The organism is Pedobacter steynii, from assembly GCF_900103665.1.
GTDB classification, from domain to species: domain Bacteria; phylum Bacteroidota; class Bacteroidia; order Sphingobacteriales; family Sphingobacteriaceae; genus Pedobacter; species Pedobacter steynii.
In genome coordinates this window covers 421209-443703 of sequence record NZ_FNGY01000003.1, presented here as the reverse complement: position 1 = coordinate 443703, position 22495 = coordinate 421209, and the positions used below count along the sequence as shown (strand labels likewise).

Here is a 22495-nt window from a genome sequence, read left to right as displayed (position 1 = left end):
ACCATGAATTTATCAGCCCAAGAAGCATTTTTAAAATTAGATTTAGTGTTACCTCCGGCCCCGCAGCCATTAGGGATTTATAAGCCGTTTTTAGTAGACGGTAAATATTTATATTTATCAGGACACGGACCGGTACAAACGGACAAGTCGTTGATCATTGGCCGGATCGGGGAGGATATGGACCTGGAAGCAGGAAAACTGGCAGCCCGTCAGGTTGGACTCACCATGTTGTCTACCATTGTGACTAATTTTGGTAGCCTTGATGTGGTAAAGCGCGTGATCAAAGTGCTGGGGATGGTGAATTGTTCGGCAGACTTTGAAAGACATCCTTACATTATCAATGGATGCAGCGAATTGTTTGCTTCGGTTTGGGGCCATGAGAATGGAATAGGTGTACGTAGTGCGGTAGGGATGGGCTCTTTGCCGGATAATATTCCGGTAGAAGTAGAAGCTGTTTTTGAATTACATCAATAATGTGTTAGACCTATGTTTATAATAGATGCCCACCTGGATCTCAGTATGAATGCCATGGAATGGAACAGGGATTTAAGGTTACCTGTGCAAGCGATTCGTGCCCTGGAAAAGGGAATGACAGATAAGCCTGACCGGGAAAGGTCTACGGTTTCCTTTCCTGAGCTCAGGAAAGGAAATATCGGTATTGTTGTCGCCACTCAGATTGCCCGTTATGTAAAACCCGGAAGTGTGATTCCGGGTTGGAATTCTCCGGAGCAGGCATGGGCCCAGACACAGGCACAGCTTTCCTGGTACCAAACAATGGAAGAAGCCGGGGAAATGGTCCAGATTCGTAATGCCGCCCAACTGAAAGCGCATTATGAATACTGGAATGATGGAACCGCTAATGACAATAAAACGATTGGTTATATCCTGAGCCTTGAAGGTGCAGATTCTATTGTAGACCTCAGCTACCTGGAAAGGGCTCATCAATACGGGTTAAGGGCGATTGGTCCGGCACATTATGGTCCGGGAAGGTATGCCAATGGAACGGATGCAATTGGAGAAATGGGCGCGCAGGGCTTAGCTTTACTTAAAGAGATGGAGCGTTTGAACATTATTCTGGATGCCACACACCTTTGTGATGATGCATTCTGGCAGGCCTTAGCTAATTTCTCAGGGCCTGTCTGGGCAAGCCATAACAATTGCAGGGCTTTTGTAAACCATAACCGTCAATATAGCGATGAGCAGGTCCTTGCATTGATTGAACGCGGAGCTGTGATTGGAGGTGCTTTAGATGCCTGGATGCTCGTGCCGAACTGGGAAAGGGGAGTGTCTACACCACAAAGTATGAACTGTGACCTGGAAAAGGTGGTGGCCAATATGGATCATATTTGTCAGCTTGCAGGAAATGCGCGTCATATCGGAATAGGTTCTGACCTTGATGGGGCTTTCGGAACGGAGCAATCTCCATTAGATCTGGATACCATTTCAGACTTGCAAAAGATGGTTGCCATGCTTTCCGCAAAAGGTTATTCTGCGGAAGATCTGGACCATATCTTTCATCAAAACTGGCTAAATTTCCTTTATAAAGCCTGGGCTTAAAACTAAATTAAGCCGGGGTTTCTAAAAGGGCATTACATTTTTCGCAAGTACCGTAAGCAGTAGTGTTTACGGTTTTTGCCGTAAAGCCCTTTGGCATTTTTATCTTAGGGACCACGACTTCAAGGCAGTAAATCTTTGAACAGGTGGTACAGTTAAAGTGCACATGTTCGTCATGATGGTGATCTTCGGAGCAGGAGGAAGAGCAGATGGCATAGTTTGCCGTTCCGTTCATATCCATGATGCGGTGAAGAATCCCCTTATCTTCATAAGTGTTCAGGATTCTGTATAAAGTTACCCTGTCGATCTCTTTACCCAGCTTTTTCTCGAGTTCCGGCTGAGAGATGGCTACGGTGTCCAAAGCAATTTCTTCCAGTACACGCACCCTTTGTCTGGTGTGTTTAAGGTCGTGCTCTTTTAAAATATTTACGGGATCTAGTCTCATGATTATATCGATTTTGCATTTACCAGGGAAATAGGAGGGTTATCCATCGCATTGCCCGGGTTTAATTTTAGCGTACCTTTTACTACAATGGTCTTATAGGTAAATTTGATCGGCTCCGCCATTTCTACCAATACCATAATGGGAACGCCATTCTTTCCGCAATAGAAACATTGGTTAATAGGTAACGTTGAAAGCATGAATTTGGTCTGTTTCATGCCATCCTTGATGGGAACAATATATCCTTCCAGTTCAAAAGCCTTGTTCGCATGTTTCTTGATCTCAGGAGTATAAACGGCATACATTTCTGAATCCTTTACAATCTTAAAATCAACACCGCCTACCACATCCCAGTTGTCCGACAAGATCTGATCATCAGGATTGTGTTGTGCTTTAACCGCAAATCCGGTAAACAAGAGCACTACAAGAATTATTCGTTTCATCATCATCTATTTATTTATGTTCCCTAAGTTTAACTTATTGATCTTCCTATATTTCTTTTAATTTTTTGACAGTATTCTCGAAATATTTGACCGGTAAGCCTGCACTGCAGGAATGATAGCTGCAAATATACCAATAGCTAGGCCAGCAACAAACAAATAAATTTCATCCTTCAGGAAAACCAGGCCGGTTAATTTCGCCTGACTACTTTCCTGGTAGTTTCCTATAAACTGAAGGGCGAGATGGCCTAATGCAATCCCGATTAACGTACCTGCAAGTGTAAGGATAATCCCCTCTGCAATGACAATCAGGAAGAGTTTTCCCCGGGAGGCACCAAGTGTACGCATGATGGCCAAATCGTATTTACGCTCCTTAAGCGAATTGTACAGGTTTACAAAGACACTGATCGCTGCAATCAGCATGATCAATACGGCAAACCATTGCAAGGTTTCTACACCAACGCCGATTAAAGAAAATAACCGGGTGCTTTCCTGCGCTGGTGAAGCTGCCTGCATATTGGTCGTTTCATTTACCATTCTGGGAAAGATGGCTACAGACATTGGCGAACGATACTGAATCAGCAAAGAGGTCAGTTCTTTTCCTTCATCACCATGTTCCTCTTTATGATGACTTTCGCCGTCTTTATGTTCATGGGCTTCGCCTTCTTCATGGTCGTCGTGCATCTTCCAGACACTGGCAATATTTGTTAGAATCAGGTTATCCGTTACATTACCCTGAGGTGCCAGGATTCCCGATACTGTGTATTGATGACTTTTATGAACATCACTGTTGCTCGTCAGGCCATGCGCGCCATAAAAGGTGTCACCTACTTTTAACTGCTGGCTTTCCGCAACGCTTGCACCGATGGTAGTTTCAAAATCCTTAGTCCATAATTTTCCGGTCTGTACCTTCAGTTTATAAATGGCTACAAAATTACTGTCGGTCCCCACAATTCGGGTTCCGTTATAGTTATCCCCTAAAGCAAGAGGAACAGCCCTTTTTACAAATGGGCTGCGCGACAATTCCTTTGCTTCTTTCAAAGGAATATTTCCTGTCGGAAAATCGATGTAATAAATGCTGCTCAGGATTAACTGCAATGGGCTTCCTTTTGCACCTACTACGAGGTCAATGTCTTTAGAGTTGTTGTCCAGCTTTTGGGCGATCTGATTGGACGCTAATAGTAAAATGGTTAGAATTCCGGTGCCAAAAGCAATTAGCATCATATTTAGTGCGGAAGATAATGGCTTAGACCATAAGCTCTTCCAGCTGATCTTTAATGGGCTCATGATAGTTCGTAAGTATTGATAAATGCATCCTTCACTCTTTTATCGTGCGTAGCGACTACAAGAGTAGCCTGGTTGGCACCAGATTGCTGCATCAGCAATTCCAGTACGATTGCCGCATTTTTGTCGTCCAGACTGGAGGTCGGCTCATCTGCAATCAATAATGCCGGTTTATTAATCACTGCCCTTGCGATAGATACCCGCTGCAATTGCCCCTGACTTAACTCATCGGGGTAGGCACTTTTCTTGCCTTCAATTCCCAGGGAATCCAATACTTCGTTTACGCGTTTCAAATCTGTAGGGAGTTTAGCAAAACTTTGGGCTAAAACAAGGTTTTCTGAAATGCTAAGGCTCTTAATCAGGTGTGGCTGCTGGAAAATGATGCCGATGTTCCTCCCTCTGAACTGATCAAGGTCTTTAGCTGATAGTTCGTAAATTGAGGTATTGTTGATCTGAACTTCTCCCTGTTTCGGTTTTAAAATACCGGTAAGGATATGAAGAAGGGTTGTTTTTCCGCTTCCTGATTCACCGAGAAGGAGCCATTGTTCCCCGTCATTGATTTGCCAGTCGCTAAAGCCGATGTCCTTTTGGCCGGCATAACTATGTGATACAGATTTTAAAGAGATCATAAATGTTTGCTGTTTATCATGCGGCTTTTTACATATTTCAGGTATAGCTGTTTGCTATCCATTTGTGTATGGTTACAACCGGGGTTGATCATGCTTACAAAAAGCAAAAATACGCCAAATAAAAGTTTCTTGTTCATGTGAGGTGTGTAAAGTATTTGCTACTGCATTGATTAAATTATTGATGTGTACAACTGCGGGTATAGCGCCAGTTGATGAGGTGTGCTGCGGCAATGGTAAATCCACCCAGGGGAATTAGTACTGCTTCCAGATCAGTGATGAGGTAATGACCGCAGCCTATTAAAACAAATCCAATGATGAGCACCAAGACAGGAACTGTTTTTTTATGTTTAGGATAGGAACGGGCCAATGACCAGGTACCTATGAACAGTGAGAGGCAGATCATGCTGACTTCCACCCAGCTGTGGGCAAGGAAGCTTAAACCCCATAGGGGCAAGGTGGTGATGAGAAATGGGAGGGCTGCACAGTGGATGGCACAAGCAATGGAGGCGGTCATGCCTACCTGATCTAAACGGCTGGATCTTAATAAAGGTTTCATCTTCGAATTTTTAAACATAAAGCGTGTGAACTATTGAGTTACAAATATAAAAGCAATATTGTTGCATTTGAAATATTGCAATGTATATTTGCAACTTAATTGCAATGATATGAGAAAACTATTACCTGTTACCGTGCTCAGTGGATTTCTGGGGAGCGGTAAAACCACTTTATTGAATCATATTCTCCATAATAAGGAGAATTTGAAAGTCGCATTGATTGTAAACGACATGAGTGAGCTTAACATTGATGCCCGCACGGTTCAAAACACGCATACGTTATCAAGAACGGAAGAGAAGCTGGTAGAAATGAGTAATGGTTGTATTTGTTGCACGCTGAGGGAAGATCTGATTGCGGAAGTAGAGAAACTGGCAAAAGAAGACCGGTTCGATTACCTGATCATTGAAAGCACAGGAATTTCAGAACCCATTCCGGTAGCACAAACTTTTAGTTATGTTGATGAAGCGATGGGAATCGATTTGAGCAGGTTCAGCAGGTTGGATACGATGGTTACGGTGGTCGATTGTTTTAACTTCAAGAAGGACTTTGGAACTAATGAATTGCTGCTCGACCGGGATTGGGTAGATGACCGTGCAGACAGGCGTACGATCGTGAATTTACTTACCGATCAGATCGAGTTTGCCAATGTCATCCTTCTGAATAAAACAGACCTGATTACGGAGGCAGATCTTAAGCTCATCAGGGCGGTGATCAGGAAACTGAACCCTTCGGCAAAACAGGTCGAAACCTCCTTCAGCAAGGTGGCGCTTCCTGAAATATTGAATACCGGCTTATTTGACTTTGAAGAATCATCGCAGGGAGCCGGATGGATCAGGGAGTTGAATAGTGAGCATGAACCCGAGACAGAAGAATATGGAATCAGTAGTACGGTATTCCGCTCTCCCCGGCCTTTCCACCCGGAACGCCTTTGGGATTACCTGAATGTCAATTTTCCAAACAATGTGTTGCGCACCAAAGGTTTGTTCTGGCTGGCACCAATGCCTGATCGTGCCCTGAATTTCTCTCAGGCAGGAGGTTCTTTGAAAGTGGAAAATGCAGGTACATGGTGGGCAAGTATGCCCTTACAGGAAAGGCTTAATTACGTAGATTATGCGGATAACCGGAATGATATTGAGCGAAAATGGGACCGTTATTTTGGTGATCGTCTGAACGAGCTCGTGTTCATCGGTCAGGACCTGGATAAGGTACAGCTTAACCGGGAATTAAATTCCTGTTTACTGAACGATGATGAGCTGATCAGGTATGCACAGCAGGAAGAGTTTAAAAATCCCTTTGAGCGTATGCTTTGATGATTATGGCGTCTTTATTCTGACTGTTAGGTATGGTTCAACCCTAAACAGTCAGAAATAAAAACAACGATTGGCAACAAAGGGTAAATGTAGGATAGTAATAAAGGGCCGCCTGGAAGACAAAGGTTTTCCCGGCGACCAATTATTTGCCTGACTCCAGAAGTATAATTCCAATAATAGATATCAATGTGAAAAAGATGTTTACATAAAAATGTCTTGTCCATCCAAGTTTGCCGAACAGTCCTCCGCATGCACAAGGGCGACGCTGATAGAGGTTAGCAACGGCTCCTCCGACATATAAAGTAAATAATAGCATCAATGTAAACGAAGCATACATTCCAACTAACTGAGTTTTTTGGAAGAGCATAAGGCCTACAATTCCGAGTTCCGAGATGGGTAATACCCAAACCAGAATTTTCCCTATCCATGCCGGAAACACTTGAGTGGCTAACGCCTCTTTGAATTCCGCCAAACTTAGTAATTTTGAAATGGCAGCGTAGGCCCACATGATAACAAGAAGGATGATAATGATGATGATAGATGGATAAATATTCATACGGTTAATTTGATTAGTAAATAATTATAGACTAAAGTTAAGTGGATAGGTTGGGTTCTTGTAGGGCCAAATGTCCCAAAATGAGGTTGTTACTTCTTTGCCCGAATGCGGTTCAAGGTTTTTCTGGAAACGCCAAGGTAAGCGGAGATGAGCTCCACAGGAGCTTTTCTAATGATAAATGGTGATTCTTTTAGCAATAGTGCATAACGTTCTCCAGGATCGATAGAGGTGAGGTGAAAGACCCTCCTTTCGGATGAATATTGGAGGTTTAGCAATAAGCTACACATGAATTGGTTGAACTCTGGAAAGGCTTCTATTAGTTTTTGGATGTTGCTAAAGGAAATGGCCAATAACGTGCTTTTCTCCAGGAGCTGTACGCAGCCATCGGCGGGGAGTTGTTTGAAAAAGCTATTCACCGGTACCATAATTTGATTTTCATTCCAGAACTGATAAGGGATTTTTCTATCTTCTTTTTCAATATAAGCCATAGCAAACCCTTTTATAATGAACCAAATATGATTGCAAATTTGCCCGGAACTTAAGATGGTTGTATGTCTTGGATGGATTTCCTTCTCCACCATTTTATAGAATTGAGCTCTAAGTTCATAACTTGTTTTGTTTGTGCCTGCCAGAGAATTGAAAAAATCTTCATTTTCCATTTAAAAAGGTTATTCGGTTCATTAAAATACTTAGAAATTCCCTTGGATTTCTGCTATCTAAAATAACAAATCCATCTCTCGGAATCGGTTCTCTGGAACAGATTGCACGCTGTTTACAGGTCGATTGTAAATTGGTTTACAATTAGTTGTATAATTCTTTACAGTGCGATTTTTTTTATAAAAAACTTAATCTATTTATATAGCTTAGCGCTCAAAATAGGGGAAGTTTTCTCTGTATAGGGACAGAGATTTTTAATTTTATTGTATGAGGGATCATAAGGTTTACATCGTCTTCTATGGAGATTATGAGCATGTTCATGACATAGAGGCTGTGTTTGACTCAAAGGAAAAAGTAGAAGCTTTTAGGAAAAGGTTTTCAAGAAATGAAAAATTAAAGGTGATGGAAGTTGCGTTTAATCCGGACTTTATTTGTGATAAGGAGCGGGTTCCTTATTTGGTAAACTTTGATGAGGAGAGTAGAAAGCCTGTAGAGGTGATCAGCTTATCCAGCATTGAGGATACGGAGCTTGCTTTTGAGGAGGTGGTGAAAAAAGAAGAGGGGACCATTTCCGTTTATCTGTTTGCCCGCAATAAAAAAGCTGCAATAAATGCAGCTTTAGTAAAAAGGGATGCATTAATTCACTAGTGGATCGTCAGGTAATAGACGGTCCTGGTTTCTTACATAAGTGTTTGTATTAAAGCCTTCTATATAATCATGGGCAATAATTTTTAGCCCTGGTTGTTGTTGGAAATCCTCATTTTCTCCTGTTTTAAGCGCTTTAAACGGATTGTTTTCCCAAATGGATTTCCAATAGACCATCGTTCCGCCGTATAACCATGAGCTTTTTTCTGTCGTCACGGATTTTTGATGAGGCATGGAATAGGTTTGAACGAAGTTCAATCCGGACATGTCTGCACCAGAGGTTGCCAGCGCCGTCACCTGGTGTTTAATCCAATCATGGGCATACCAGTCCTGATCATCCCAATGTAGAATGATGCTTCCATTGGCCAGACTACAAGCCATATTTTTCTTCGCTCCTTCAGTTTCCCTGCCCTCAATGAAAAAATACCTGGTATTGGGACAGTGCAAAATTAACTCCGGGGCAGCCAGAATGCTGTCGTCCATAATGATGAGCTCTACATTTGGATAATCCTGGCAAAGGAAACAATGTAGCATAAATGGAACCAGCATTGTCGAATTTCTGGTGGTCATAATACAAGATACTAAAGGCAATAAAACGTGTTTGCCTGGAATTGGAATGAGATCCGCCTTACCACGATATCCTTTTGAATAGTGATGAGCATATACTTTTCCTCCTGAATTGAAGACGAAGTCTTTGTTTTCATCGTTTTGAGAGGTGTTGAATGGATAAGCTACCCATAGTTTTTTCCGGTAACATAAGGTCGAACCAGCTATCCAGCTAATCGTTTCATCTGGGTTTTCTACTTGTCTTTCCAGTAATTCAGACCATGAATCCAGCTCTGTTGTTTTATTTAGTCCGCAGATGTCTGCTCCGGAAGTGTTAAGGGCATTGACCTGGCAACGTATCCAGTCTTCAGCGTAATAGCTCGCTTCGTTCCAATGAATAATAATCTCTCCGGTTGCTTTTTCACAAGCTCTATTTCGTGATTCGCCTGAAGTTGTTGGATCGGATTGATAGATAAAACGGATCGTCGGACAATACGGAATTAGTAATTCTACGGACTCTCCTCCAGATTGTATCACAATCAATTCCAAATTTGAATAATCCTGGTTCAGAAAATGAGTAATTCCAGCGACAAGGAGTTCAAATTTGCCACCAGTAATCATGACGCAGGAAACAAGAGGTTTAGCTTTAGTATTCATGCATCAGTTCCCTAACTGCCGAACATTCTATAGTTTGTTTTCCTCCACGTAATAAAAACATTCTGCCGTCCCATATAAAATCTCCCTGAATGGTTTCCGGAATGTCTATTTCAGCGTGGATGCCTGTTTTTCCGATCCTTCGGTATTTTACAATGATTGGTCCTTCAGGGTGAGACATCATTCCTTCTATATCCAGTAAAGGACCTAATGCAGGCTGGATTTGAACACGTTCAAAAGCAGGTGCAACGGAGGTGATGCCACAAATGGTAGTCAGAAAGTCATGGCAAGGTTGAGCACTCCATTCATTACGTTCGGAGTATTCGGGTTCGATACGTTCAGTAACGGTTTTAAGTTCCGGGTCTAATGTCCGTTCCCATGGTTTGAGCTGGGAATAATACTGATCCTGAAGTCCGGTTTTCTTTAATGCCTGAGTTAAATAGGATTTATAAAAGAAGGTTGCCTGTGCGAGCGACTTATCATATAAGGTATGGATCATCACCTTTTTCGCTTTTTTGTCTTCAACAGCACCACTCAGAATGGCCCAGATGTTTGCATGCTGGCTATAAGATATTTTTTCCGGCGTATCTGCCATCAGTGCCTTTTCCTCATTAAAGCAGAATCTCATAGCATCATCATTGATTTTTTCTGCCAGATTAGTGTATCTTTTGGCCCGATCCGGATTTCCAAAGGCGCTGAATAGTTTTGCTGCCTGTTTAAGTGTATAGGCAAATTGAAGTGAGACAATCGCAGAGCTTGCACTTTCAGGGGCAGGAGTTACTCCCCAGCTATTGAACCTGTAAAAATCGATTATGTTCCACCATTTTATGGCGCCGATCATGTCCTGATCGCCCTTCATTTGCCGCTCATACCAATCCAGGATTCCCTGTATAGACGGAAGGAACTGAATGATGAAATCATCATCTTTTCTATGCATCCAATAGTCGTAAACCAATGAGATCCAAAAAAGGGAAAAGGTAGGGATGACTTTTAACGGACTACCCAGATTGTAGCCATTTGTGACTTGCCGGGCAGATCTGGAGTTATAGAAATCCAGAATCGCTTTTTTCATCAGTCGGTCTTCTCCCGATAGATATACCGCTGTAATGGCCTGAATACGGGTGTCACCGGTATAATGTAATTGGTCCTGATATGGTGTGTTGTGGCAGATTTGTGCTGCTGCATACTGTATCCGCCGACATCCCAGAGTCCACATTCTTTTTAAGGCCTGGTCATTACACTTAAATGTTGCCGATATTTTTAGGGGATAACCTATTGTCATTCCATTCATATGTTTCAGAATTAAAGGTTCATTTTTGCCGGTTACGTTATATAAGGCCCATGCTGCGGTGAACTTTAATTGAATGAAGAAATTGACTTCTATACACTGGACCTGCAGACCCAAGCGGGCTTGCACATGAATCCGAAAACTCATAGACAATATATTGATTCATTGGATCCAGATTGGTTCTGCTTATGGCGAGAAATGCCTGATTGCCGAACCATGCATAGGTAGAAGTAGGGGGAATTTCGACATGCCGATTAAATAGTCCACCGCATGCTGGACCAATGACTTGTATACGCCCATACTTATACCTGTATATATGTTTAATGATGGTATTTTTCATAATCAGATGATTAAAACCATGGGGGCAGTTGGCATCTGCAAACCCCATGGTTGTTGAGAGCGTATTTAAGTGTTATTTTCTATTTATAAAAATTATAGGCTACCCGAAGACCGGCAAAAGAGTAGGTCCTGGAGGTGCCAACATTTATTCCTTCGTATTTAGCCAAAAGACTGATGCGTTTCGAAGCCATAAAACCAATGCCTTGTGCATAGGTGAAGTAAGTATCCTTTTCACTGCCCTTATTGATATACCATGCTGCTCCTACTTGTCCGGAAAGAAAGACCTTGGGTGTAATGTAAAAATTAACTCCTCCCATAACAGGAAGCATGGATAAGCCATCTTCACCGTCTTTACCAAGGTAATAGACATAGTTAGCACTTAAAGTAATGCCAAGCTCCTTTAATGGGAGATATTCTCCCTGAACTGACGCTCCCATAACAAAAGAGGAATATTTTGAGATATGTCCAACCGGAATACCTTCATCAAGACCAATTGAGATTTTGAATTTGCTTATCATTTTATTTGAAGTGGAATCAGAGAATGACTTGTTATTCTTATTCTGTGCCATTACAGTCATGGAGGCGGCTGTAAACAAGGCTATTGCTAGTAATATTTTTTTCATTTTTTTATTTGGTATAGGATTTAAAATAGTTTTGTAGTGCCTTATTTCCAACCTTGTGGCTTGTTCCAGTTCTTGCGGGCAAATTCTTCCGGAGAATCCGGGATTGGTACTTCAATGATTTTTCTGATGCAATTGCCATCTTGTTCTGAAACAATAAGGTTTCCATCTTTATCAAATGTGACGCCTGTTGGTCTTGCAAATAGTGCAGTCTTGGCCGGACCATCCAGGTGTGGTGCAGGAAATGGCGTTCCAACATTAGGATATTGTTTTCCCGCATAGGTACTTACAAATCCATCGGGAGTGATCTTGCGAATTAGATGGTTATCTGTATCTGCGGCGTAGATGTTTCCTTTCTTGTCAATAGTAAGTGAATAGATGTAAAAAAACTTGGCTATAAGACCGGGGCCATCAATATATCCAAAACCAAGTTGCGGACTGGTATTTCCAGCTAATACACTAACAATTCCATCTGGGGTGATTTTTCTTATAAAACAGTCCTGTGCAACATAAATATTTCCTGATGTCGGATCAATGACTGTCGAAGCTGCATTGTACATTGTCGCTGTTGCAATTGGTCCATTGACAATATTGCTCCCACCGGTTCCTGCAAAGGTGGTCACTACTCCTTCTGGAGTAACTTTCCTGAGCCTATTGTTTGCTAAATCTGAAACCAATAGATTATTGGATGCATCTAATGTAATATCAAACGGATAGTTAAATTTCGCTGCACTTCCAGTACCATCAGCAAAACCTCCACCAGCCCCGCCGGCTAGTGTGCTAACCATTCCGGAAGCTGTGATTTTTCTAATGCTATTGTTACCTGCATCCGCGACATATAAATTACCACTTCCATCTATAGTTATTCCAATGGGTTGCTTAAATTGTGCTGCAGTTCCCTGACCATTTGTATTTCCCTGATTACCATCTCCGGCAATAGTTGTCACGACACCTTCAGGAGTGATTTTTCTGATCCGATTGTTCTTTTGATCAGCGACATAGATATTCCCAGCAGCATCGGTGACTACTTTTTGGGGGTAATTAAACGACGTGTTTCTGGACGTTCCATCCTTAAAGCCTGGATTACCAGCTCCGGCAATAGTTGTTACTATGATTTCTTTGGGTTGTTCCACTTCAACTTTTTCCGTTTTTTTACAGCTGGTTGCGGTTACGAATAGTAATCCCAGTAGGGCTATTTGTACTTTTTTCATAATTTGTTTTAATTTATGGTTTGTTTTATAGTTTGTTTTTCTTCTTTTAACAAGCCTCCATCTATTTCTGTAAATACAAATTTGTCAACAAGGCGTTGTTCTTCTTTTAAGTCAAGGTCATAGGCTTGTAGCGCTTTTTTTATAGAGCTAATGTTAGTCCAGGAGTCAATATCAAGGTCCATATCAACTTTTCCGGTGTAAGCGCTTTCATCGAAAATGTATGGATTTTGTGTTTGTTGATTAAGTTGATATATCAAGGTTGATAGCGGAACAGCGCGAAAATGCCTGATAGTGCCTTTTATCGTCAGCTGATCCTTGTTGTCGGTTAATGTAGTTTTGCTTTCTAATTTGTCCTTGTTGCTAGTACGTATCAGAATAAATACTTTTTCTTTTCTTTTCTCCCAGCGTACATTCAGTCCTAAAAGTGAGTTCAGTCCATCTATGATAGATTTTGAAATGTCTGAAATGGTTTGTCCAGTATCCGGACTGAGAGATTCAAAACAAATTCCATTCGCTCGGACCCATTCTGCCTGATAACTCATCTTGGAATCATATTTATATCTGGAAGGATCCTTCACTTCCCATAAGATCTGATTGGGGGTTATGGATTTGCTCGGCCTGATTAACGTGGAAGGATCGATCAGATTCCTCCAGTTTATATCATAGGAACTAAAAATAGATTGGTTTAGAAAGAATGTTCGGATCGTATTTCCTGTTTTATCTCGCACAGTTCCAGAGCCTCCGGTTAAGCCTTCTGAATTGACATGCTCTTTATAGCCACTTATCGCGGTATACCGGATAACTGAAGAAGGAGATGCCTGAGCTTGATCCAATTTGAAAAGTGGTTCTTTACTTCCGTCAAAGGAATAAAAATCATTTTTTTCCGGCCAGTTTATAGATTCCCCATTTAATACTTTTTGAATATTTGTCTGATTGACATATTGATCTGTAGTAACCGCAATTACCTTTCCTTTATACACCCAAACTTCGTGTGGAATAGTGAGATGTCTGAAATAGGAAACAAAGATTTTATCCTCTACAACAGTAGGCAAGCTTAAATTTTTCGTGTTTCTATTTTTTTTCCAAAAATTGGAAACGAGAGTTTCTGACTCATACGTTACCGGTAGAATTTTAATTTTATTGCCAAATTCTTTTTGGAGTAAATCCATTTTTGGTAAACCAGCCACACAACCACTACAGTAGATAGACCAGAAGTCTATGATTAAAAGCTGATTCTTGAATTCTGAGCTTTTGGTGCTACGTTTAGTTCCATGAATAATTATTGGAATTTCAAAATCAGGCAATTGATTTCCAATCGTTAAAGCAGGAAGATTTGGAATCAATTTCGCTTTTCCTGATACATTTAGGGTCTTATTTTCCTGTGCACACAAATGGCCGGTTAAAAAAAAGATAATTAGGTATATGATGTGAATTTTTCTCATTATTTCTTGTTTTCAGTGATGACGAACATTGATTTTTCTCGGATTTCTTCTTTTACATCCAGATCATATTTTTGCAATGCCTTACGCAGTATTGTAACATCCGTTACTGTACTGATATCAATACCCAGATCGATATTTGCCGCCTTTTTGTAGCCTGTTTCATCCAAAAATGGAACAGGGCTATTAACTCCAATTATGCCTATATTTACATTGCGATAGGTACCTTTTACTTGATCTATAAAAGGATCTCCCCCCGAAGATTTGAATTTTTCAGTCGAAGAAGTCCGCACCAAAATCCAGGTTTTAACCTTACGTTTTTCCCAGCCGGAAGTAACATTAAAAATTTTTCGAATTTCATTATCGAGCGTGTGCATGCCTTTTAATACACCGAGAGGTAAAAGCAGTTCGTAGCAATAGCCATTTTTGCGTAGCCATTCCGTCTCTGTTCCCTGTTTGGGGTCATATCTGTACTTCGAAGGATCCTTTACCTCGAGAAATACCTGATTGGGTTTGACTAATCCATGAGTAAGCATGTCTTGAATAGATAGATTATACATGTAAATTCTGCGAGTTTCTGTCTTTTCATCATTATATCCTTTGAAATTCACATTGAATTGTCCTCTAACCGGAGCTACGCCTTCACGGTATCCGGTGAGTGCTGCATATCGTAATAGTTTGTTTGGATTTGCCAGTTGCTCATCCTGAAATTTGAATAGCGGTTTTTCATCATCGAATGTGACACTATCTTGTGCCTGAATACCGTTCGTTATTAGAATGAGTAACAGGATGGTGGAGAAAAAAAGTATTTTCATGAGTTTTATACAAAAAGTTCTAAATACCTCTCCTGTATCCTGTCAGAGATCAGGAGAGGTAAGTCGTATCTTGATTTTGAGTTTTTATCTTGGATTTTGTACGATGTTACTGTTGTCGATTACATTTTGTGGTATAAGAAGTACATATCTTAGATCATTGGCCGGTAATGAATAAGTAGATGTTACACCGTTTATAGTAAGAGTTCTGCTGAGGTCTTTTTTACGGGAATTGTCTTTATTTAGTCTTCTCAGATCTGACCAGCGTAAACCACGCATGAGCAATTCCTTCCTTCTCTCTTCCAATATTTTCGTGAGTGCTTCATCTGATGTTGTTGCACTTTGGTAAGTATAGGTTCCGGTTGTCCACCGATTTTCCAGTAGCTTATTCAGATCCAACATCGCTTTGTCTTTGTCACCTGTTCTTGCGTAACACTCTGCACGGGTGAGGTACATTTCATCAACTGCAAGTCCGGTAAACAGAACAGCAGTTGCTGCCTGCTCATAGTTCCCGGTGAAACGATATGATCCCGCATGTGCATCTGAATTGGCTTTTACAAAAATTTTACTTCTGATGTCATTTGGAGCATACGATGCAACAAGTGCCGGATCTATTTTAGCCGTATTTGTAGAAGCAACTCCTGGGTTTAAGATTGATGCTCTGAAAGTGACACAGTGAAATATGACCTCTTTATTGTAACGTACAAATGGCGTATTTGTGATTTTATTTACTACACTGCTATTGTAATCCAGGAGTTCGCCTTTAATTTGTATAGCTGCATTGGAATTAACTAATGCGTTTGGATAATCTTCCATCGAAAGATATGTCCTGGCCAGCATGGCATAGGCTGCCGCTTTATTCGGCCTTGTAGCAATACTTGAAGTCGCCGGTAACAGATTTGCCGCTTCTGATAAATCAGAGACAATCCTGTTATAGGTATCCTGAACTGTGCCGCGTGATGATTTTTCATTTATATCCGACGTTAAGCGTATCGGAATACCTGCATCTTGAGCAGCAGTAGCGGCAGTATAGGGCTTGGCATACATTTGTGCTACGGACCATAAGGCGTAAGCACGGTAAAATAAAGCTGCCCCTTTAACTGTATTGATTTTTACAGGATCCTCTGTCCCTGATTTGATCTTTTCAACAGTTTCTAATACAAGGTTCGCATTGTAGACTATAGAATAAGGACCTTGCCAGTTTGCATCTGCTTTAGCACGGATGGCATTTGATTGCCAGGTATGAAGGGCCAATTCTTCAGAAGTAATTACCGGTAGGACATCTTGTTTATAGCTTTCACCAATGGTATAGTAATTATCTGATGATATTTCTGCATCAACAGGGTAACCTGTATTCATCACAGAATAATTGTCCAATAACAATTGGCAATCTTCAGCAGTAGTCATAAAAGCTTGATCACTTGATTTTTTGATATCGACAAACTTTTGACAGGATGTGAGTAACATGCTAAGCATGAATACCAGTATTAATATTTTAATAATTCTCATTTTCTTTCGATTAGAAATTAGCGCTTAAACCAAGGCCATAAGTACGGGGCATTGGATAGTCATTTATATCCGGATCAATTCCTGCTTTGTTCGCTCTCCATACAATTCCAAGATTGTTGACATTGGCATAAATCCTGGGATTCTTGATGAAAAAATTAGTTTTTCTGAAAGCATAGGACAAGTTGATTTCCTGAAAGCGAATATGATCTCCTTTTAATACATTGATTTCAGAAAGGCGGTAGAATTCATCTCTTTCAAGACTTGCGGGGAAAGTTAAAGAAGGCACGTTTGTTCTGGTTTCATCTCCTGGATTTTTCCACCTGTCGGCATATTCTGCAGCTCCTAGAGTATTGTCCGAGAATAGTGTACTATAACGTATCGCATCAGAAGTAGTCTTTCTAAAATAATAACCCAGTTTATATTGGAATGCAGCAGTCAGCGAGAAGTTTCCGTAACTAAAGGTATTACGAAAAGCTCCGTAATATACTGGAACTCCAGAACCAAAATAGCGGAGTGTGCTTATAGGGGCCGACTGTATTTTTGCTATATTAAAGTAATTAGGAGAGCTCGGTGCTTCAGTTTCGGTAACTCTTAATATATTTCCGTCAGCATCATAACCTCTTGGATCCCCTGTTTGAGGGTCCAGTCCTGCCCAGCGATAGGCTGCTATCCGATTAAGTTCATAACCTTCAACGTTATCAAAACCTAGAAGTTGGAGAACTGTTCCTTTCACATTTCCAGAAAGTAGTTTTAATATTTTAACACGGTTGTAGCTGAAATTCAGATGACTGGTCCAGCTAAATTTTCCTCTTTGGAGATTGATTGAATTTAAGATGACATCAGTTCCCCAGGAACGTAAATTAGCCGAATTGTAATTGGCTGAGCTGAAGCCTGTAGTTGGATCGAGTACACCTTCCTTAATTAAATCTTTAGTATTTCTAACAAAATACTCCACACTTCCGGAAAGCCTGTTGTTTTTTAATCCAAAGTTCAATCCTGTATTGAACATCCTTGATTTTTCCGGACGTAATTCTGAATTGGATACAAAAGATGTTGTTGCATAAGGCAATAGGTTACCACCAAAAGTAGGAGCTGCTATTCTCGTGATGATCGGTCTGTAGGTATTTAGAGCGTTGATGTTACCGTTAGAGCCAAAGGTGGCCCGGAATTGTAATAATGGTAACCATGTTAATCCATAAAATTTTTCATTATTAATACTCCAGAGTACCCCATATGAGGTATACGGTTTAGCCCCCTTATTCGTTGATGGTCCTGAGGTACTATTTAAGTCTTTTCGAATACTCGCTGAAATGGTATATCGTCGGTCGTAGGTATAAGCTGCATTTGAAGAAAAACTCAGTGCACGGGTTTTAAAGTCACTAATACCCGCTGGTGTAAAAGGGAGAAATCCGCTGGAAAGTCCAGTGATCTGATCGTTGATTAAGCGTCTAAACTCTATGCCAAATGGTAAACTGTTATTGACCTTTAGTGTTTTTTCATCATATCCATAGAATTGTTGTAAGTAGCTGTTTTCATAATATTGATTGATATCTATAGCTGCGAAGGCATTTAACTGATGTTTCTCATTCCATGTTTTATTTGCATCCAGTTGCCCTCTCAAACTTTGAATGTTATATCTCGTTCTTGCAGGAGTATAAATACCACCTAATGGAATTAATTTTTTCAAGGGAGTCACGGCAGTTGTAAAGGGGTCTCTATAGTCTTCTCTAGTCGTGAAAATGTTGATTATTTCACGTGTATAATAAGAATTGACACCCCTTAACTCTATTTGTTCATTTTGTCCGTAACTATATCCATAAGTGAGTCTTGCCGTAAAAATTGAATTTATATTGTAATTCGCGTTTAGATTAATGTTAATGTTCTTACTTGTGTTTTTGGAATAGCCATAATTCATATCTTCCAAAGGTTTAAAACTCATATCAAGGATTTTATCGCCATAACGATTCGCCAAAAGTTGAAGATATTTCGGTCTGTAGGTACGTGGAACCACCAGAGGATTTCCCTGAGCATCTGCCAGCTCTGCATAGGGGTTAAATCCTGTATTAAGGCTACTGCCAACCAGTCTGTTTCCTCCGGCCTGATCCATGGTTTTAGAATCATTATAGGCTAAAATTGCCTCAATTGACAATTTTTTAAGGGGTTTAACAGATGTACTGTAATTCAAATTATATCTTTCACCACTGCTGGGAACAGTATTGTTTCTGGTGTTGGTAAATCCGCCGGACAAACGATAAGCATATTTTTCTGATCCGCCATCAATTGACAGAGAATAGTTTTGAACAACGGTTTTGCGAAGGAAATATTTATCAAGATCGTTTCGAACATCTTTATCACGTAAATAGTCCAACTTTGCTTTTGCTTGGTCATCTGTTAGCTTGCCTAGGCGTTGATCATTGATAATCTCTTCCACCGGAGAAAGAAAGGGTTGTGGTTGAAAAAGATCTGTAGGATCATCTACAGGTCTACTATATTTATTATTGTACTTTTGGATTTGTGCGTCTACAAAATCAGAAGTAGTCATAAACTTTTTATAGAATAAGTCGATTTTATCCGTCAGGTTTATATTGGTGTTGAAGGAAATATTAGCTGGTTTGTTATAGCTACCCTTTTTTGTTTTGATCACAATTACTCCGTTTGATGCTCTTGAGCCCCAAATAGAAGCGGCAGCGGCATCCTTTAAAATATTGATGCTTTCTACGTCATCGGGATTGATTTCATCGATTGTGTAGGGCGAGGGTATTCCATCAACAACAACGAGAATCTGCCCACTGTTTGAGCTTCTGTCAACTCCAACACCTGGTGCTACGAGCGTATTTTTACCCCTGATGGTTAAAGTGATAAGTGGTGATCTCTTAACGTTATTACTGGAAAGATTGGCATTGCCACTTAGTGGATTGCCAAAATCCATACTTGCAGTAATACCTTCCAGTCGTTTAACCAGGTTTGGACTATTACTATGTTGCAGTTGTTCTTTGCTTATGATTTCAAAGGAGCCTGTAGCTCTTTCCTTAGGAATATCCTGGTAGCCTGTACTCACTACGTTTACTTCCCCAAGCTGGTTCTGACCTGGTTGTAATGCGACTGAAATACTGTTTCCAGCATTCAAGCCAATAAGGCTGATTTCTTTTGTAACATAACCAATAAATGAAATCTCAATGGCTCCTTTTTTGTAAGCCATGATAGAAAAATTACCATCGTTTCCTGTTTTTGTAACCTTTTTGCTGCCTTTTACCCTCACAGTCGCACCAAGCATTGGAACGCCATTTTCATCTATTACCTTCCCTTTGAAAACCAGAGAGTCCTGAGGTAAAAAGCGGGTGTCTTTTGAAACGGCTTTTTTTTCTTTGAAGACGACTATTTTATCATTAATGGTATAGGTTAAGTTCTGATCAGCGAAGCAAATGGCTAAAACATCCTCTATTCTTGCGTCTCTGATATTTATGGTTACGGTTTTGGCTTTTTGGAGCAGTTCCAGATCTCCAAAAAAATCATAACTGCTTTGTATCTTGATATCTTTAAATATCTTGACCAAAGAGGCATTTTTTTCTGATAGAGTAATTTTTTGTGCCTCAGCAGCAAAACCGATCTGGAGGAACGCTGTTGTCATTAAAACAATAATCAGTTTCATAACGCACAGAAATTTAACCATACAGGCATTTGGCCTGTATGAAGATTCAGTGAAAAATTTCATACATTTGTTTAGTTTGGATTTTTAGCAGGGTCCATCTTTGTCTATGAGCTTTTCGTACCCTGCAATGGTTGTTAAGTTTTTTACTTGATAATTCGATCCTTATTTTTGCCGAAGGTGTTCCTGCACTTTCGGCTTTTTTTGGACATTGTATGATGTATAAGTTAATTCATAGCTATAATCCTCCTTCCTTCTATGTGAAATTTAATTTTCCCTGTAGATTCCAACATCCTTAATACGGCCGAGATATTTTTCGAACGGGAAACTGTTCCCCAGTATTTGGTGTCATCTGAGTAATTCTTATAAATAATATCAACGTCGTACCATCTTGCTATCGATCGCATAATGCTTCTCAGGTTTTCACCGTTAAATATGAACTCATTGTTTTTCCAGGCCATGTTTTTTTCTATGTCAGCCTGGGTAATTAAAATATCGTTGTCACCTTCTGTGATGAGAGCCCCTTGTCCGGGATTTAGGGTTTTGTTGATATTATGTTTACGGATTTTAATTTTCCCCTCTAATAATGTTGTTAGTGTTTGACGTTCTTCCGGATACGCTGATATGTTAAAATGAGTTCCCAATACTTCCACCACCTGATCTTTACTCTGCACTTTAAAAGGCCTGTTAGAATCCTTCGATACCTCAAAAAACGCTTCACCAATTAATTTAACTAGTCGCTCTTTACTTGTAAAAGCAGTAGGGTAAGTCAATGTACTGGAAGCGTTCAGCCATACTTTAGTCCCATCTGGTAAGATTAGTTGATATTGGCCGCCACGTGGAGTTTCCAGGCTGTTTAGAAGTTGAGTTCCTTTAGATTCTTCGCTTTGGTAGACAATTTTCTGCCCTGATTCTATGCGGATATTCACATTTTTTTCCCGGATGATTCCTTCGTTGATCTTGCTGTTGAGTCTGACTTTATTTCCATTATAAAGTGTTAGAATAGCTTTATAACCACCCGGTAGAATGTCATGAAGTGTTGATTTTCTTTGGACACTTACCGAAGTGGATTCCGGGTTCCCTGTATATAAGAAAGCAACGGAGGAAACAATCAAAAGGATAGAAGCTGTAAGTGCAACACGTTGCCATAGTCTGATTGTCTGTTGCGTTTTATTCCCAGCTTGCACATAAGTGGTAAGTTTATGTGCCATTCTGGTACTTACAATAGCTATGTTTTCTTTTGAGGGAAGATAAGTGCTTTTCGATAGGTCATGGATATGCCAGCTCTCTACTATAGCAAGCTCCTCCTCGGAACAGGATTCTTGTAGATATTTATGAATGAGCTCTTCAGGAAGGTCTTTCTTGGTCATCTTTTAGTTTAAAACTTCAATACAAATACATGTAAGTTGTAAAGTGTTTTAGGCCCAGATGAAAATGAAAAAATTATTTATTAATTAGTAGCAACAGGAAAGGAAAGAAGCCCAGCTTTCCCCTAAGTATCTTTAAAGCATTGTTGATTTGGTTTTTAACGGTCTTTTCAGAAACGTTTAACTTTTCAGAGATCTCTTTTCGAGACAAATTTTGTTTCCTGCTCAATTCAAATATCTCTCGCATTTTATCCGGCAATGCTGCGATTTCTTTTTCTATGAGCTGGCTAAACTCTTTTTCTCTGATGTAATTGTCCGTGATGTATTCTCCCTGATCAAGAAAGTTTTGAAAAGACAGCCTGTAATCTTTTCTTACTTTTTGGTGATCAAGCAGGTTAAAGAACTTATATCTAACTGCACTGTATAAGTAAGAAGATAGGCTTGATCTTAAAATTACGGTTGTTCTTTTGTCCCATAAGTAAATAAAAACTTCCTGGACAATATCCTCCGCTTCTTCTTTATCCATCGTTATTTTACATGCATATACATACATTAGCGCTTGAAAACGATTATAGATTTCGATGAATGCATCACTGTCTCCTGAGATTAGCAATTTAGTCAATTCAAAATCAGTCAATGAATGATAAGCAAACCTGTCTGAATACATGGTAGTATTATATTTATATGTTTGATGAAGTTACGTATTATCATCATTATTGTGGTTGTTTTTTCAAAAGATGGTATGCCAAAACATATTACTAAAGGATTATATTTTGGGAATGAATTGAAATTAGCGCTATAATAATTGAATAAAGAAACCCAACTCCTTTGTTATTGTGGTTATGATGAGTTGGGTTGCTTTACTGTGAATGTTAAACACTTGTTGTGTTCTACTAAATAAGTCCCTTTAAATAAACAAAGCGTATCACCCTCCCCTGGAAGGTTGGGGTGTTTGGGGAACAAGTGTATTCACCATGTAAGATTGTTATCCC

General features: G+C 40.1%; 21 protein-coding genes. 4 read left to right on the top strand and 17 right to left on the bottom strand.

Going from position 1 to position 22495, the window contains the following annotated elements:
• Positions 1–3 precede the first annotated feature (3 nt).
• Together BLQ87_RS10210 and BLQ87_RS10205 are read left to right on the top strand one after the other, a co-directional pair.
• Positions 4–474, top strand: coding sequence for a RidA family protein (locus BLQ87_RS10210; protein ID WP_074606110.1), 471 nt, complete (start codon positions 4–6; stop codon positions 472–474).
• 12 nt (positions 475–486) lie between these two features.
• A complete protein-coding gene (locus tag BLQ87_RS10205; protein ID WP_074606108.1) occupies positions 487–1557 on the top strand; it encodes a dipeptidase in 1071 nt (356 codons plus the stop codon).
• A gap of 7 nt (positions 1558–1564) precedes the next feature.
• On the opposite strand, the gene BLQ87_RS10200 is transcribed toward BLQ87_RS10205, so the two are convergent.
• The 5 genes from BLQ87_RS10200 to BLQ87_RS10180 form a co-directional block, all read right to left on the bottom strand.
• Positions 1565–1999: a Fur family transcriptional regulator gene (locus tag BLQ87_RS10200; RefSeq protein ID WP_074606106.1), complete on the bottom strand. Its 435-nt coding sequence runs from the start codon at positions 1997–1999 to the stop codon at positions 1565–1567.
• A 2-nt stretch (positions 2000–2001) separates the two neighbouring features.
• Positions 2002–2439, bottom strand: coding sequence for a hypothetical protein (locus BLQ87_RS10195; RefSeq protein WP_245723831.1), 438 nt, complete (start codon positions 2437–2439; stop codon positions 2002–2004).
• A gap of 57 nt (positions 2440–2496) precedes the next feature.
• Complete coding sequence (locus tag BLQ87_RS10190; RefSeq protein WP_074606102.1) at positions 2497–3723, bottom strand: ABC transporter permease; 1227 nt, start codon at positions 3721–3723, stop codon at positions 2497–2499.
• Complete coding sequence (locus BLQ87_RS10185; RefSeq protein ID WP_074606097.1) at positions 3720–4349, bottom strand: ABC transporter ATP-binding protein; 630 nt, start codon at positions 4347–4349, stop codon at positions 3720–3722. Before BLQ87_RS10185 ends, BLQ87_RS10190 begins: the two co-directional genes overlap by 4 nt.
• A gap of 175 nt (positions 4350–4524) precedes the next feature.
• A complete protein-coding gene (locus BLQ87_RS10180) occupies positions 4525–4905 on the bottom strand; it encodes a MerC domain-containing protein (protein WP_074606919.1) in 381 nt (126 codons plus the stop codon).
• Between the two features lie 109 nt (positions 4906–5014).
• Between BLQ87_RS10180 and BLQ87_RS10175 the strand changes: the two genes are divergently transcribed.
• On the top strand, positions 5015–6214 hold the full coding sequence (locus tag BLQ87_RS10175) for a GTP-binding protein (RefSeq protein ID WP_074606095.1): 1200 nt from the start codon (positions 5015–5017) through the stop codon (positions 6212–6214).
• 142 nt (positions 6215–6356) lie between these two features.
• On the opposite strand, the gene BLQ87_RS10170 is transcribed toward BLQ87_RS10175, so the two are convergent.
• Together BLQ87_RS10170 and BLQ87_RS10165 are read right to left on the bottom strand one after the other, a co-directional pair.
• Complete coding sequence (locus tag BLQ87_RS10170) at positions 6357–6770, bottom strand: MauE/DoxX family redox-associated membrane protein (protein WP_074606093.1); 414 nt, start codon at positions 6768–6770, stop codon at positions 6357–6359.
• A gap of 89 nt (positions 6771–6859) precedes the next feature.
• Positions 6860–7429 (bottom strand): Crp/Fnr family transcriptional regulator, encoded by a 570-nt coding sequence (locus BLQ87_RS10165; protein WP_074606090.1) that lies wholly within the window; start codon positions 7427–7429, stop codon positions 6860–6862.
• Between the two features lie 265 nt (positions 7430–7694).
• Here BLQ87_RS10165 and BLQ87_RS10160 point away from each other — a divergent pair, with 265 nt between their 5' ends.
• Entirely contained in the window at positions 7695–8075 is a 381-nt protein-coding gene (locus BLQ87_RS10160) for a hypothetical protein (RefSeq protein ID WP_074606088.1), read from the top strand.
• On the opposite strand, the gene BLQ87_RS10155 is transcribed toward BLQ87_RS10160, so the two are convergent.
• The 10 genes from BLQ87_RS10155 to BLQ87_RS10110 form a co-directional block, all read right to left on the bottom strand.
• Positions 8064–9275: a glycosyltransferase family A protein gene (locus BLQ87_RS10155; RefSeq protein ID WP_074606086.1), complete on the bottom strand. Its 1212-nt coding sequence runs from the start codon at positions 9273–9275 to the stop codon at positions 8064–8066. The genes BLQ87_RS10160 and BLQ87_RS10155 overlap by 12 nt on opposite strands.
• Positions 9265–10707, bottom strand: coding sequence for an alpha-L-rhamnosidase-related protein (locus BLQ87_RS10150; protein WP_074606083.1), 1443 nt, complete (start codon positions 10705–10707; stop codon positions 9265–9267). The genes BLQ87_RS10155 and BLQ87_RS10150 overlap by 11 nt, the downstream gene beginning before the upstream one ends.
• Positions 10708–10979: 272 nt before the next feature.
• Positions 10980–11522 (bottom strand): hypothetical protein, encoded by a 543-nt coding sequence (locus BLQ87_RS10145; protein ID WP_074606080.1) that lies wholly within the window; start codon positions 11520–11522, stop codon positions 10980–10982.
• A gap of 41 nt (positions 11523–11563) precedes the next feature.
• Entirely contained in the window at positions 11564–12730 is a 1167-nt protein-coding gene (locus BLQ87_RS10140) for an NHL repeat-containing protein (protein ID WP_074606079.1), read from the bottom strand.
• An 8-nt stretch (positions 12731–12738) separates the two neighbouring features.
• Entirely contained in the window at positions 12739–14172 is a 1434-nt protein-coding gene (locus tag BLQ87_RS10135) for a TlpA family protein disulfide reductase (protein ID WP_074606077.1), read from the bottom strand.
• Positions 14172–14984, bottom strand: coding sequence for a hypothetical protein (locus tag BLQ87_RS10130; protein WP_074606075.1), 813 nt, complete (start codon positions 14982–14984; stop codon positions 14172–14174). Before BLQ87_RS10130 ends, BLQ87_RS10135 begins: the two co-directional genes overlap by 1 nt.
• Before the next feature lie 84 nt (positions 14985–15068).
• Positions 15069–16490, bottom strand: coding sequence for a RagB/SusD family nutrient uptake outer membrane protein (locus BLQ87_RS10125; RefSeq protein ID WP_074606074.1), 1422 nt, complete (start codon positions 16488–16490; stop codon positions 15069–15071).
• A gap of 10 nt (positions 16491–16500) precedes the next feature.
• Positions 16501–20139, bottom strand: a complete 3639-nt coding sequence (locus BLQ87_RS10120) for a SusC/RagA family TonB-linked outer membrane protein (RefSeq protein ID WP_245723830.1) — start codon at positions 20137–20139, stop codon at positions 16501–16503.
• A gap of 224 nt (positions 20140–20363) precedes the next feature.
• Positions 20364–21506 carry a FecR family protein gene (locus BLQ87_RS10115; RefSeq protein WP_074606070.1) on the bottom strand — a complete coding sequence of 381 codons (1143 nt, stop codon included), beginning with the start codon at positions 21504–21506 and terminating at the stop codon, positions 20364–20366.
• 73 nt (positions 21507–21579) lie between these two features.
• Positions 21580–22170, bottom strand: a complete 591-nt coding sequence (locus tag BLQ87_RS10110) for an RNA polymerase sigma-70 factor (protein ID WP_074606068.1) — start codon at positions 22168–22170, stop codon at positions 21580–21582.
• Positions 22171–22495 lie beyond the last annotated feature (325 nt).

Excerpts from the sequence above, each read along its gene's own strand:
- BLQ87_RS10190 (WP_074606102.1), bottom strand. The coding sequence starts at position 3,723 with ATGAGCCCATTAAAGATCAGCTGGAAGAGCTTATGGTCTAAGCCATTA.
- BLQ87_RS10185 (WP_074606097.1), bottom strand. The coding sequence starts at position 4,349 with ATGATCTCTTTAAAATCTGTATCACATAGTTATGCCGGCCAAAAGGAC.
- BLQ87_RS10200 (WP_074606106.1), bottom strand. The coding sequence starts at position 1,999 with ATGAGACTAGATCCCGTAAATATTTTAAAAGAGCACGACCTTAAACAC.
- BLQ87_RS10130 (WP_074606075.1), bottom strand. The coding sequence starts at position 14,984 with ATGAAAATACTTTTTTTCTCCACCATCCTGTTACTCATTCTAATAACG.
- BLQ87_RS10115 (WP_074606070.1), bottom strand. The coding sequence starts at position 21,506 with ATGACCAAGAAAGACCTTCCTGAAGAGCTCATTCATAAATATCTACAA.
- BLQ87_RS10125 (WP_074606074.1), bottom strand. The coding sequence starts at position 16,490 with ATGAGAATTATTAAAATATTAATACTGGTATTCATGCTTAGCATGTTA.
- BLQ87_RS10110 (WP_074606068.1), bottom strand. The coding sequence starts at position 22,170 with ATGTATTCAGACAGGTTTGCTTATCATTCATTGACTGATTTTGAATTG.
- BLQ87_RS10150 (WP_074606083.1), bottom strand. The coding sequence starts at position 10,707 with ATGAGTTTTCGGATTCATGTGCAAGCCCGCTTGGGTCTGCAGGTCCAG.
- BLQ87_RS10210 (WP_074606110.1), top strand. The coding sequence starts at position 4 with ATGAATTTATCAGCCCAAGAAGCATTTTTAAAATTAGATTTAGTGTTA.
- BLQ87_RS10120 (WP_245723830.1), bottom strand. The coding sequence starts at position 20,139 with ATGAAACTGATTATTGTTTTAATGACAACAGCGTTCCTCCAGATCGGT.
- BLQ87_RS10175 (WP_074606095.1), top strand. The coding sequence starts at position 5,015 with ATGAGAAAACTATTACCTGTTACCGTGCTCAGTGGATTTCTGGGGAGC.
- BLQ87_RS10165 (WP_074606090.1), bottom strand. The coding sequence starts at position 7,429 with ATGGAAAATGAAGATTTTTTCAATTCTCTGGCAGGCACAAACAAAACA.
- BLQ87_RS10140 (WP_074606079.1), bottom strand. The coding sequence starts at position 12,730 with ATGAAAAAAGTACAAATAGCCCTACTGGGATTACTATTCGTAACCGCA.
- BLQ87_RS10160 (WP_074606088.1), top strand. The coding sequence starts at position 7,695 with ATGAGGGATCATAAGGTTTACATCGTCTTCTATGGAGATTATGAGCAT.
- BLQ87_RS10155 (WP_074606086.1), bottom strand. The coding sequence starts at position 9,275 with ATGAATACTAAAGCTAAACCTCTTGTTTCCTGCGTCATGATTACTGGT.
- BLQ87_RS10170 (WP_074606093.1), bottom strand. The coding sequence starts at position 6,770 with ATGAATATTTATCCATCTATCATCATCATTATCATCCTTCTTGTTATC.
- BLQ87_RS10135 (WP_074606077.1), bottom strand. The coding sequence starts at position 14,172 with ATGAGAAAAATTCACATCATATACCTAATTATCTTTTTTTTAACCGGC.
- BLQ87_RS10195 (WP_245723831.1), bottom strand. The coding sequence starts at position 2,439 with ATGAAACGAATAATTCTTGTAGTGCTCTTGTTTACCGGATTTGCGGTT.
- BLQ87_RS10205 (WP_074606108.1), top strand. The coding sequence starts at position 487 with ATGTTTATAATAGATGCCCACCTGGATCTCAGTATGAATGCCATGGAA.
- BLQ87_RS10180 (WP_074606919.1), bottom strand. The coding sequence starts at position 4,905 with ATGAAACCTTTATTAAGATCCAGCCGTTTAGATCAGGTAGGCATGACC.
- BLQ87_RS10145 (WP_074606080.1), bottom strand. The coding sequence starts at position 11,522 with ATGAAAAAAATATTACTAGCAATAGCCTTGTTTACAGCCGCCTCCATG.